The organism is Micromonospora salmantinae (assembly GCF_022230905.1).
In the GTDB taxonomy this organism is placed as follows: Bacteria; Actinomycetota; Actinomycetes; order Mycobacteriales; family Micromonosporaceae; genus Micromonospora; species Micromonospora salmantinae.
In genome coordinates this window covers 429,061-441,556 of sequence record NZ_JAKKFG010000042.1, presented here as the reverse complement: position 1 = coordinate 441,556, position 12,496 = coordinate 429,061, and the positions used below count along the sequence as shown (strand labels likewise).

8 protein-coding genes are annotated in these 12,496 nt (G+C 73.5%); 2 read left to right on the top strand and 6 right to left on the bottom strand.

All coding sequences use genetic code 11. The annotated features are described in order from the left end of the window. Window positions 1-81: 81 nt before the first annotated feature. Both PSH03_RS25905 and gltB read right to left on the bottom strand, forming a co-directional pair. Complete coding sequence (locus PSH03_RS25905) at window positions 82-1,617, bottom strand: glutamate synthase subunit beta (RefSeq protein WP_210786613.1); 1,536 nt, start codon at window positions 1,615-1,617, stop codon at window positions 82-84. Beyond that, window positions 1,610-6,322, bottom strand: coding sequence for a glutamate synthase large subunit (gltB, locus tag PSH03_RS25900; protein ID WP_238690655.1), 4,713 nt, complete (start codon window positions 6,320-6,322; stop codon window positions 1,610-1,612). The genes PSH03_RS25905 and gltB overlap by 8 nt, the downstream gene beginning before the upstream one ends. Before the next feature lie 144 nt (window positions 6,323-6,466). Here gltB and PSH03_RS25895 point away from each other — a divergent pair, with 144 nt between their 5' ends. Then, window positions 6,467-7,312 carry a GNAT family N-acetyltransferase gene (locus PSH03_RS25895; protein ID WP_238690654.1) on the top strand — a complete coding sequence of 282 codons (846 nt, stop codon included), beginning with the start codon at window positions 6,467-6,469 and terminating at the stop codon, window positions 7,310-7,312. Between the two features lie 35 nt (window positions 7,313-7,347). On the opposite strand, the gene PSH03_RS25890 is transcribed toward PSH03_RS25895, so the two are convergent. Together PSH03_RS25890 and lgt are read right to left on the bottom strand one after the other, a co-directional pair. After that, complete coding sequence (locus PSH03_RS25890) at window positions 7,348-8,535, bottom strand: FAD-dependent oxidoreductase (protein ID WP_210786619.1); 1,188 nt, start codon at window positions 8,533-8,535, stop codon at window positions 7,348-7,350. Window positions 8,536-8,544: 9 nt separating this feature from the next. Beyond that, on the bottom strand, window positions 8,545-9,726 hold the full coding sequence (gene lgt, locus PSH03_RS25885; protein ID WP_238690653.1) for a prolipoprotein diacylglyceryl transferase: 1,182 nt from the start codon (window positions 9,724-9,726) through the stop codon (window positions 8,545-8,547). Between the two features lie 102 nt (window positions 9,727-9,828). On the opposite strand from lgt, the gene PSH03_RS25880 reads away from it, so the two are divergent. Then, entirely contained in the window at window positions 9,829-10,359 is a 531-nt protein-coding gene (locus PSH03_RS25880; protein ID WP_238690652.1) for an NUDIX hydrolase, read from the top strand. Between the two features lie 83 nt (window positions 10,360-10,442). Here the strand turns inward: PSH03_RS25880 and trpA are convergent, their stop codons facing one another. Together trpA and trpB are read right to left on the bottom strand one after the other, a co-directional pair. After that, window positions 10,443-11,246: a tryptophan synthase subunit alpha gene (gene trpA, locus PSH03_RS25875; protein WP_091407799.1), complete on the bottom strand. Its 804-nt coding sequence runs from the start codon at window positions 11,244-11,246 to the stop codon at window positions 10,443-10,445. Between the two features lies 1 nt (window position 11,247). Then, window positions 11,248-12,486 (bottom strand): tryptophan synthase subunit beta, encoded by a 1,239-nt coding sequence (trpB, locus tag PSH03_RS25870; protein ID WP_210786627.1) that lies wholly within the window; start codon window positions 12,484-12,486, stop codon window positions 11,248-11,250. Window positions 12,487-12,496 lie beyond the last annotated feature (10 nt).

Genomic DNA, 12,496 nt, shown 5'->3' with positions numbered 1-12,496 from the left:
CACAGTTGTGAGCGGCTTCACCAGCGGGAATGTCCGGTCGGTGCGGTGGCGGACCTGCCGCACCGACCGGACACCCGCACCTCAGCGAGCGGCGAGAGCCTGCGCGGCCGGGCCCACCGGGGCCGGCAGCGTACCGACACCGCCCAGATAGTCGTGGATGGCGGCGGCGACCGCCCGCCCCTCGGCGATGGCCCAGACGATCAACGAGGCGCCCCGGTGCATGTCACCGGCCACGAACACCCCGTCGGCGTCGGTCTGCCAGTCGTCGCGGGCGTCGATGGAGCCCCGAGGGTTGCGCTCCACGCCGAACTGGGCCAGCAGCGGCTGCTGCTCGGTGCCCTCGAAGCCGATCGCCAGCAGCACCAGATCGGCCGGCAACTCCCGCTCGGAGCCCGGCACCACTGTGACGACCCGCCGGCCGTCGCGCTTCTCCACTGTCACCTCGGCGACCCGCACCGCCCGCACCTGGCCGGTGCCGTCGTCCACGAACTCCTGCACCGCCACGGCGAAGACCCGCTCGCCACCCTCCTCGTGCGCCGGGTAGCTGCGCAGCACCCACGGCCAGGTCGGCCACGGATCCCGTGCCTCGTCGCGCTCCTGCGGCGGCTGCGGGTACAGGTCGAGTTGGTGCACGCCCGCGGCGCCCTGGCGGTGCGCGACGCCGAGACAGTCGGCCGCCGTGTCACCGCCACCGATGATCACCACGTGCTTGCCGGCCGCGTCGATCGGCGTGCCGTCCGGCAACACCGCCCGCGCCAGCCGACGCTCGGCGGTGGCCACCACGCCGGCCTGGTCGGTGGCCGCCGTGGCAACCGCGCGATTCGCCGCGACCAGGTGCGCCATCGCCTGGTGTACGCCCCGAAGCGCCCGCCCCGGGGTCTCCGGGGTGTCCCGGCCCTGCAACGCCCCACAGGCCAGCAGCACCGCGTCGTGCTCGGCGCGCAACTGCTCGGCGGTCACGTCCACCCCGACGTTCACGCCGGTGCGGAAGCGCACCCCCTCGGCGGTGAGCTGGGCCAGCCGGGCATCGATGTGCCGCTTCTCCAACTTGAAGTCGGGAATGCCGTACCGGAGCAGGCCACCGATCGCGTCGTCGCGTTCGTACACAGTCACCGCGTGACCGGCGCGGGCCAACTGCTGGGCGGCGGCGAGGCCGGCGGGCCCGGAGCCGACGACGGCGACCGACCGGCCCGACGGCGCCGGCACCGGACGGGGGGTGAACCCGCGCGCCGCGGCGGCGTCGGCGATCTCCACCTCGACCTGCTTGATGGTCACCGGTTGACCGCCGGAAATGCCGAGCACGCAGGCCGCCTCGCAGGGCGCCGGGCAGAGCCGGCCGGTGAACTCCGGGAAGTTGTTCGTGGCGTGCAGCGACTCCACAGCGGCGTCCCAGTTGCCGGTACGCACCAGGTCGTTCCAGTCCGGGATGCGATTGCCCAGCGGGCAGCCGTCGTGGCAGAACGGGATGCCGCAGTCCATGCATCGGGTGGCCTGCTCACGGACCAACTCCTCGCCGGCCGGCGGGTACACCTCCCGCCAGTCGCTGATCCGCACCGGCACCGGGCGGCGGGCCGGCAGCCGCCGGTCGTAGCGCAGGAAACCGTTCGGGTCAGGCACGTGCCACCTCCTGGGCAGCCACCCGCGGGGCGGGCGGCACCGGCATCGCCGGCACAGCGGGCGCGGTCAGTTCTGTCATGACCGCGTCGTCGACGTCGCGGCCGGCTGCTTCGGCGGCCCGCATGATCTCCAGCACCCGGCGGTAGTCGCGGGGTACCACAGCGGTGAACTCGGCCACCGCCTCCGGCCACCGCTTGAGCAGATCCTCGGCGACCGCCGACCCGGTCTCGGCGACGTGCCGTTGGATCAGCTCGTGCAGGAGTGACTGCTCCTGCTCGCCCAGCGGCAACAGGTCGACCAGCTCCGCGTTGACCCGGGCCCGGTCCAGATGGTGCACGTACGCCGTGCCGCCGGACATGCCCGCCGCGAAGTTCCGGCCGGTCGCACCGAGCACCACCACGGTGCCGCCGGTCATGTACTCGCAGCCATGGTCGCCGACGCCCTCGACCACGGCGATCGCGCCGGAGTTGCGCACCGCGAACCGCTCCCCCACCCGGCCGCGCAGGAAGACCTCGCCGGCCGTGGCCCCGTACAGGATGGTGTTGCCGGCGATGATCTGATCCTCGGCCCGCTGCCCCGGCCCGGCGTCCGGGTCGAGGAACGGCGCGGCGGCGTCCGGACGGACGACGAGCCGACCCCCGGAGAGGCCCTTGCCCACGTAGTCGTTGGCGTCGCCGTGCAGGCGCAGGGTCACCCCGCGCGGCAGGAAGGCGCCGAACGACTGCCCAGCCGTGCCGTGCAGCACGAACTCGATGGTGTCCTCGGGAAGGCCGGCGCCGCCGAAGCGACGGGTCACCTCACCGCCGAGCATCGCGCCGACGCTGCGATGCTCGTTGCGCACCGCCACCTCGACCCGCACCGGCGCCCCGTCCGTCAGAGCCGGACGGGCCAGCGCGATCAGCTCGTTGTCGAGCGCCTGATCCAGGCCGTGATCCTGCGCGCGGATCCCGCGTCGGGCCGCGCCGGCGGGCAGCTCCGGCAGGTGCAGGACGGGCGCCAGGTCCAACCCGTGCGCCTTCCAGTGCGTCACCGCCGGGGCCACGTCGAGCAGCTCGGACTGCCCGATCGCCTCCTCGATCGACCGGAAACCCAGCTCGGCCAGGTACCCCCGGACCTCCTCGGCGAGGAAGAGGAAGAAGCTCTCCACGAACTCCGGCTTGCCGGTGAAACGCTCCCGCAGCACCGGATTCTGGGTGGCGATGCCGACCGGGCAGGTGTCCAGGTGGCAGACCCGCATCATCACGCAACCCTCGACGATCAGCGGTGCGGTCGCGAAGCCGAACTCCTCCGCGCCGAGCAGCGCCGCGATCAGCACGTCCCGGCCGGTCTTGAGCTGGCCGTCGACCTGCACCGTGACCCGGTCGCGCAGCTTGTTGAGCAACAGCGTCTGCTGGGCCTCGGCCAACCCCAGCTCCCACGGGGTGCCGGCGTGCTTGAGCGAGTTCAGCGGAGAGGCGCCCGTGCCGCCGTCGTGGCCGGAGATCAGGATGACGTCCGCCTTGAGCTTCGCCACCCCGGCGGCGACGGTGCCGACGCCGACCTCGCTGACCAGCTTGACGTGCACCCGGGCCGCCGGGTTGACGCACTTCAGGTCGTGCACCAACTGGGCGAGGTCCTCGATGGAGTAGATGTCGTGGTGCGGCGGCGGGGAGATCAGACCCACGCCGGGGGTGGCGTGCCGGGTGCGGGCGATCCACGGCCAGACCTTGTTGCCGGGCAGCTGACCGCCCTCGCCCGGCTTGGCGCCCTGGGCCATCTTGATCTGGAGGTCGTCGGCGTTGACCAGGTATTCGCTGGTCACACCGAAGCGGCCGCTGGCGATCTGCTTGACCGCCGAACGCCGGGCCGGGTCGTGCAGCCGCTCGACGTCCTCGCCGCCCTCACCGGTGTTGGACTTGCCGCCGAGCCGGTTCATGGCGATGGCCAGCGTCTCGTGCGCCTCCGCCGAGATCGACCCGTACGACATGGCGCCGGTGGCGAACCGCTTCACGATCTCGGTGGCCGGCTCGACCTGCTCGATCGGCACCGCCGGACGGACCCCGGTGCGCAGCGTGAACAGCCCGCGCAGCGAGCCGGCCTGCGCGGCGAGCGCGTCGACCTTGGCGGTGTACTGCCGGAAGACGTCGTACTGCCGGCTGCGGGTGGCGTGCTGCAGCAGGAACACCGTCTCCGGGTTGAACAGGTGCAACTCACCCTCGCGGCGCCACTGGTACTCGCCACCGACCTCCAACCGGTCGGAGCTGGCGGTGCCGGCCGGCGGCCAGGCCAGCGCGTGCCGGGCGGCCACCTCGGTGTGCACGCCCGCGAGACCCACCCCGCCGATGCGGCTCGGGGTGCCCCGGAAGTAGCGCTCGACCAGCCGGCTGTCCAGGCCGACCGCCTCGAAGACCTGCGCACCGCAGTACGAGGAGACAGTCGAGATGCCCATCTTGGACATGATCTTCAGGACGCCCTTGCCGAGCGCCTTCGCGTAGTTGCGCACCGCTGCGGCGGGCTCCACCCCGGCCAACGCGCCGGTGTGGATCAGGTCCTCCACCGACTCGAACGCCAGGTACGGGTTGACCGCCGCCGCGCCGTAGCCGATCAGCACCGCCGCGTGGTGCACCTCCCGGCAGTCGCCGGACTCCACGATCAGCGCCGCCTGCGTACGGGTCTGCTCGCGCACCAGGTGCTGGTGCACGGCGGCGGTGAGCAGCAGCGACGGGATCGGCGCCAGGTCGGCGTTGGAGTCCCGGTCGGAGAGCACCAGGATGCGCACGCCGTCCTCGATCGCCTCGGAGACGTGCCGGCAGATCTCGGTCAGCCGCGCCTTGATCCCGGCGGCGCCCTCCCGGATCCGGTACAGCCCGGAGACCCGGACCGCCTTGAAGCCGGGCAGGTCGCCGTCCTCGTCGATGGAGAGGATCTTCGCCAGCTCGTCGTTGTCGATGATCGGGTGCGGGAGCACGATCTGCCGGCAGCTCGCGGCGCCCGGGTCGAGCAGGTTGCCCTCCGGCCCGATGGTCGACGCCAGGCTGGTCACCAACTCCTCGCGGATGGCGTCCAGCGGCGGGTTGGTGACCTGGGCGAAGAGCTGGTGGAAGTAGTCGTAGAGCAGCCGCGGCCGGGTGGACAGCGGCGCGATCGGGGTGTCCGTACCCATCGAACCGAGCGGCTCGGCGCCGGTGCGGGCCATCGGCCCGAGCAGGATCTTCAGCTCCTCCACCGTGTAGCCGAAGGTCTGCTGCCGGCGGCGCACCGAGTCGTGCGTGTAGACGGTGTGCTCGCGGGCCGGCAGGTCGTTCAGCTCGATCAGCCCGGCGTGCAGCCACTCGCCGTACGGCTGGGCGGCGGCCAACTCGGACTTGATCTCCTCGTCGTGCACGATCCGCCCGGCCACCGTGTCGACCAGGAACATCCGGCCCGGCTGGAGTCGCCCCTTGGCGACCACGTGGGCCGGGTCGAGGTCGAGGACACCCGCCTCGGAGCCGAGCACCACGAGCCCGTCGTCGGTCTGCCACCAGCGCCCCGGGCGCAGCCCGTTGCGGTCCAGCACCGCGCCGACGATCTCGCCGTCGGTGAAGGCCACCGACGCCGGACCGTCCCACGGCTCCATCAGGCTGGCGTGGAAGCGGTAGAAGGCGCGCTTGGCCGGGTCCATCCCCGGGTCGTTCTCCCAGGCCTCGGGGATCATCATGAGCACCGCGTGCGGCAGGCTTCGCCCGGCCAGGTGCAGCAGCTCCAGGACCTCATCGAAGTTCGCCGAGTCGGAGGCGGCGGGGGTGCAGACCGGGAAGACCCGCCGGATGTTGCCCGGCACGTTCGGCGAGCGCAGGAGCGCCTCGCGGGCCTGCATCCAGTTGCGGTTGCCCCGGATCGTGTTGATCTCGCCGTTGTGGGCGATGAACCGGTACGGGTGCGCCAGCGGCCAGGACGGGAAGGTGTTCGTGGAGAAGCGGGAGTGCACCAGCGCGATGGCGCTGTCCACCCGCTCGTCGCGCAGGTCCGGGTAGAACGCCGGCAACTGGTCGGGCGTGAGCATGCCCTTGTAGACCATGGTGCGGCTGGACAGCGACGGGAAGTACGCCGGAACGCCGCGCTCGGCGGTCTCCCGTTCGGCCTGCTTGCGCAGACAGAACGCCACCCGGTCCAGCTCGATGCCGCGCAGCGGGGAGCCGGCCGGCCCGCCGGGCGTGTCGGTGAGGCGGTGCGCGGCCAGGAAGAGCTGCCGGACCCGGGGCATCGCCGCCAGGGCGGTCTCGCCCAGGTCACTCGGGTCGATCGGCACGTCCCGCCAACCGAGCAGGTCGGCGCCCTCGACCAACGCGTACTTCTCGACCACCCGGCGGGCACGCGCCTCGGCGGCATCGTCGTCGGGAAGGAAGACCAGCCCCGTGGCGTACTCGCCCGCCGGGGGAAGCGCGACGTCGGCCACCGCGCGCAGGAACGCGTCCGGCACCTGGATCATGATGCCTGCACCGTCGCCGGTGTTCGGCTCCGCGCCACGGGCGCCCCGGTGGTCCAGCCGACAGAGCGCGCCGAGCCCGTTGGCGACGACCGAGTGTGAACGCCGGCCGTGCAGGTCCGCCACGAAGGCCACGCCGCAGGCATCGTGCTCCTGCGCTGGGTCGTAGAGGCCCTGGGCGGACGGACGGGGATGGGGCGTCGGGGACGCCTGCGGGCTGTGCGGGTGCGGCTGTTCTGTGTCCGCGTACGGCTGAGCCACCGGGCCTCCTGTCGTCACTCAGGTTGGATCATGGTGGGGACGACGTCGGCCCGTGGGTCTATTGAGTCTACGTTAGGGCCGGGGTCGCACGGCCACCCGAGATTGATCACACCGTCCACTGGCTGGGACGTGTAGTCTCGCGCGGTGGATCCGCGACACAAGAACGTCTTCGACCGGTTGGAACGCTTCTACGACGCGGTGCCCCGCGACGTCGCCGGTGCGGAGGATCATGGCGGACTGGTGCTGTTCGTCCGCGAAGGTGCCGGCTGGCCGTTCTACGCCCGCCCCCGGATCGACGCCACCGAGCCGCCGTCGCTGGCCGACGTTACCTCGGTCCGCGAGCGCCAGCGGAAGTTGGGCCTGCCAGAAGCCTTCGAGTGGGTGCACGAGACGACCCCGGAGCTGCTGGCGGTGGCCCGCTCGGCGGGGCTCAGCGTGCTGGAGGCGCCGCTGATGGTGCTCGACCCGAGCGCGCTGCCCGACCCGGCGACGCTCTCCGACGCGGCGGTGCGGGTGCTGGCGGCGGACTCCCCCGGCTTCGCCGCCGACGTCGCCGCCCGGCGTGCGGTGGCAGCGGTGGCGTTCGCCGCCGCCGGCACCGCCCCCGGCGAGGCCGGCCCGGCCGAACGCGACGCCGCCGTCACCGAACTCGAACTGGCCGCGCTCGACGAGGAGCGCGTCCGGATCGCCGACGGGCGACGGATCTCCGCGCTGGCCGGCACGCCGACCGAGGGGGCGCTGGCCAGCGGCATGGCTATGCGGGTGGACGACGTCGCGGAGATCGCCGGGGTGGCCACCCTGCCGTCCGCCCGACGACGCGGGCTGGGCGCCGCGCTCACCGCCACCCTGGCCCGGGAGCTGCTGGCGGCCGGTACCGAGCTGGTCTTCCTCTCCGCGGGCAGCGAGGAGATCGCACGGGTCTACCTGCGGGTCGGCTTCCGCCGAATCGGCACCGCGTGCATCGCCGAACCCGCCGCGCTCATCCCCTGACCTGCCTCGCTCCGCTAGCTGCCTCGCGGCCGAGGTCAGGTCGGTGGGCGCCACTGGGCGGCGGAGGCGGCGGCGCTGGAGAGCAGTCGGGAGTTGATCGTGCCCAGTGCGGCGTCCCGGGCACGCAGCGCCAACCGGCCCCGGGTCTGGAGCACCGCCGACATCCGCCGGGTCTGCCGGACCACTGTCGCGGCCCGAGGGCGGCGCACCCGGTCGTACGCCTGGACGGCGTCGGGCAGCCGGGCCTCCCGCAGCAACGACGCGAGCGTGGCGGCGTCCTCGAACGCGAGGCAGGCGCCCTGCCCGAGGTGGGGCGGCATGGCGTGCGCCGCGTCGCCGAGCAGCACCACCCCACCGGGCCCGACCGGAAAGCCGTACGCCCGGGGCAGCGGGCGCAGCTCGCGAACCTCCTGTTGGACCAGGTCGGCCGGGTCGGTGGCGTCGAGCAGCGCGCCGACCGGCGCGGGCCAGCCCGCGTACCAGCGGCGCAGCAGGGCGAGCTGGGTCTCCGGTGGTTCCGGGCGGGGCGCGCCGGCGGCGGTGGCCACCCAGTAGATGCCGCCCCGGGTGGACCCGCCCGAGGAACCGCGCTCGCCCAGCGACGCGGCCACGAACCGGTAACCCGCGCCGAGGATCTCGCCGGCCAGCGGCTGATCGTCGGGAAGTCGAGGTGCCTGGTACCAGGGGATGACGGCCCGCCAGGCTGCGCACCCGGAGCTGACCACCCGGGACTCGGGCGCGAGTTGGCGGCGGATGCCGCTGTCCGTGCCGTCGGCGGCCACCACCAGATCGGCCTCGATGGTGTGCCGCCCGTCGCTGACTCCCGGTCGCTCGCCCGGCTCGACGCGGACGTGGCGCACTGTCACCCCGGTCCGCAACTCGACCCGCTCGCCGAGGCCGGCGATCAGCGCATCATGCAGATCCTCCCGGTGCACCACCACCGGCATCCGGTCGGCCGGGATGGGCCGGGGCTGCACGAGCCAGTGCCCGTCCGGGCGACGGACCCCGCCGTCGGGCAACGGGGTGGCGATGGCGGCCAGGCCGGCGCCGAGGCCGAGGGCCTGGAGCGCGCGGACGCCGTTGGGCCAGAGCACCACCGCGGTCGGCTCGGGGCGGACCCGTTCGGCGCGTTCCAAGACTGTGACCTGCCAGCCGGAACGGGCCAGCGCGCCGGCCACCGCGAGGCCACCGACCCCTGCGCCGACCACCACCGCGCTTCGCATCGGTGCCGCTCAGCTGTCCCGGTCGGCGGGACGCGCGCCCGTGGCGTCGGCCCGGTCGGTGCGAGCGGCGGACGGATCGTCCACCGGCTCGTCGTCGCTCGGCGTGAGGTCGGCGGCTGCCGTGTCGTCGGACGGCCGGCCATCATCCGGCCGGGAGTCGTCGTCGTTCGCCGGCGGTACGACACCGGTGTCCTGCCAGGCGGCGTACTGCTCCTCGCTCACCACCCGGTAGCCCTCCGGCGCGGCAGCCCGCGTCGGGGTCTCCCGCTCGGAGAGGTCGACCTGGGACAGGTCGGACGTGGGAGGCGGGGTCGTCGTCGCTGCCGGGCCGAGCGGGATCAGGTAGTCCCGAGGGCCACGCACCCGTACGAAGTAGATGAGGGCGCCGAGGAAGACCAGGGCGGCGGTCCAGACGTTGAGCCGGACGCCGAGGATCTGGTTGGCCTCGTCGGTGCGCATCAGCTCGATCCAGAACCGCCCGACGGTGTACCCCATCACGTAGAGCGCGAAGGCCCGGCCCCGGCCCAGCTTCAGCCGGCGGTCGAGGAGGAGGACCAGAGCTACGACGCCGAGGTTCCACAGCGCCTCGTAGAGGAAGGTCGGCTGGTAGAGGCCCGGTTCGAGGATCGGCTGCCCGGCGTCGTCGCGGAGGGCGTGCCCGGGGTTGTCCGGGTCCATCCGGTGGATCTCCAGACCCCACGGCAGGGTCGTCCGGCCACCGAAGAGCTCGTTGTTGAACCAGTTGCCGATCCGGCCGACGGCCTGGGCCAGCGGCAGCCCGGGGGCCAGCGCGTCGGCCACCACGCCGAACGGAATGCCGAGCTGTCGGGCCGCGATCCAGGCACCGAGCGCGCCACCGGCGACCGCGCCCCAGATGCCGAGACCGCCCTCCCAGATGGCGAACGCCTTCATCGGGTCACCACCGGCCCCGAAATACTTCTCGGGTGAGGTGACCACGTGGTAGATCCGGGCACCGATGATGCCGGCGGGCACCGCCCAGACGGCAATGTCGAGCACCGCGCCGGGCGCGACGCCGCGCTGCCGCAGCCGGCGCTCCGTCAGCCAGCAGGCCAGCACGATGCCGGCGATGATGCAGAGCGCGTAGGCCCGGATCGGCACCGGCCCGAGCTGCCAGACCGCGGTGCTGGGGCTGGGCAGGGCCGCCTGGGGGGAGAGCGAGGCGAGGGTCACGGGTGCACACGCTACCGCTGGACACCCCCGCAGCGGCACCCCGGGCCGCCGGAGGGCGCATCCCGGTGACTTCTGGTTTGCGCCGCCGTAGGCTCTTTGTCCATGAGCGCGCTCACCTGGGCGGTCGCCGCGGTCGTCACCGACGACACCGGTCGAGTGCTGCTCTGCCGGCAGGGTCGGGGAGAACGCCGCTACGCGTTGCCCGGCGGGCGGCTGCGCCCGGCCGAGGGCCCGGTGCGGGCGGCGCTACGGGACATTCGCGCGGAGACCGGCTGGGACATCGAGCTGACCGACCTGGTCGGCATCTACCAGGTGAGCGGCCCTTCGGGGGAGGGCGCGGCCGGACGCGCCGGCCCGCTGCCGGACGTCCTCGTGCACGTGTTCCGGGCCCGCGCGGCCGGGGTCCGACCCGCCACCGACCCACCGCCGGGCTGCCGACTGTCCTGGCACTCCCCCGACGGGCTGCCCGAGGCGGTCACCCCGCTCACCCGGGCCGCCGTCACCGACGCGACCGCCGGTCGCTCCGGCGTGCTCCGCGACGTCCCCTGCGCGCCCGGCACCGTCGCCTCCGCGCCGCTGCCGGCGGCCCGCCCAGCTGAAAAGAGCCGGCCGGCCGGGTCCGTGCACCCCTGACAAGCCGCAACCCGTCCCGAGGTCGGCCGCGGGGTCGCGGACAGCCCCACCTGCCGGACACATCCGATGAGGCGAGGCCGGGCTCAGCGGGTGGGGTTACGGACGCCCTCGGCGAGTTCGGCGCTGAGCGTGCGCAGGGCGGCCAGCCCGTCGGCCTCGGTGGGCGCGTCGAGCACACACCGGACCAGCGCGCTGCCCACGATCACCCCGTCGGCGTAACCGGCGACGGTGCCGGCCTGCGCGCCGGTACCCACACCCAGGCCGACACCGATCGGCAGGTCGGTGACCGCGCGGGCCCGGGAGACCAGCGTCGGGGCGGCGTCGGAGGTACGCGCCCGGGCGCCGGTCACCCCCATCACGGCGGTCGCGTAGACGAAGCCACGGCAGTGCTGCACCGTCATCGCCAGCCGGGCGTCGGTGGACGACGGCGAGACCAGGAACGTGCGGTCCAGCCCGTGGGCGTCCGAGGCGGCCAGCCACTCGTCGGCCTCGTCAGGGATGAGGTCCGGGGTGATCAGACCGGTGCCGCCGGCGGAGGCCAGGTCACGGGCGAAGACGTCCACGCCGTACCGCTCGACCGGGTTCCAGTAGGTCATGGTGACCACCGGAGCGCCGGTGGCCGCCACCGCCTCGATGATGCGCATCGTGTCCGCGGTGCGTACGCCCCCGGCCAGCGCGATGTCGCTGGCCCGCTGGATCACCGGCCCGTCCATCACCGGGTCGGAGTAGGGGATCTCCACCTCGATCACGTCGACGCCGGCCTCGACCATGGCGGTCATCGCGGCGATGCTGCCCTCGACGGTGGGGAACCCGGCCGGCATGCAGCCGACCAGCAGTGCCCGTCCGTCGGCGCGGGCCTTGTCGAAGGCCACCCCGATCCGGCTCATCTCACCGCTCCTTGTCGAGGATGCCGAAGTAGTCGCCGGCGGTGTGCACGTCCTTGTCGCCCCGCCCGGAGAGGTTGACCACGATGGTGGGCTCCCGGCCCAGCTCCGCGGCGAGCTTCGGAGCCAGCGCGACGGTGCCGGCGAGCGCGTGTGCGCTCTCGATCGCCGGGATGATGCCCTCGGTACGGCAGAGCAGCTCGAACGCGGCCATCGCCTCGTCGTCGGTGACCGGCAGGTAGTTCGCCCGGCCGGTGTCGTGCAGCCACGCGTGCTCGGGCCCGACGCCCGGGTAGTCCAGGCCGGCGGAGATCGAGTGCGACTCCAGGGTCTGCCCGTCGGCGTCCTGGAGCACGAAGGTGCGGGTGCCGTGCAGCACCCCGGCGGACCCGCCGGTGATGCTCGCCGCGTGCCGCCCGGTGGCCACCCCGTCGCCACCGGCTTCGAAGCCGTACAGCCGCACGGCCTCGTCGCCAACGAACGCGTGGAAGATGCCCAGCGCGTTGGAGCCGCCGCCGACGCAGGCGGTGACGGCGTCCGGCAGCCCGCCGGTGAGGTCCAGGCACTGCTGGCGGGCCTCGTCACCGATGCCCCGGACGAAGTCGCGCACCATCGCCGGGAACGGGTGCGGGCCCGCGGCGGTGCCGATCAGGTAGTGCGTCTCGTCGACGTTGGCCACCCAGTCGCGCATCGCCTCGTTCATCGCGTCCTTGAGGGTGCGCGAGCCGTTGGTGACCGGGACGACGGTCGCGCCGAGCATCCGCATCCGGGCCACGTTGAGCGCCTGCCGCTCGGTGTCGACCTGGCCCATGTAGACCACGCACTCCAGGTCGAACAGGGCCGCGGCGGTCGCGGTGGCGACACCGTGCTGGCCGGCGCCGGTCTCGGCGATCACCCGGGTCTTGCCCATCCGCTTGGTGAGCAGCGCCTGGCCGAGCACGTTGCGCACCTTGTGCGCACCCGTGTGGTTGAGGTCCTCGCGCTTGAGCAGCACCCGCGCGCCGACCTTCGCGGAGAACCGCCGGGCCTCGTAGAGCAGCGAAGGCGTGCCCGCGTAGTCGCGCAACAGCGCGCCGAACTCCGCCCGGAAGGACTCGTCCGCCACCGCCGTACGCCACGCCCCGTCGAGCTCGTCCAGCGCGGCCACCAGGGCCTCGGGAACGAACCGACCGCCGAAGCGGCCGAAGTGGCCGGCGGAGTCGGGCTGCGGGCCGGCCACCGGGGCCAGCGCGTCGGCGCTCATCGGGAATCCT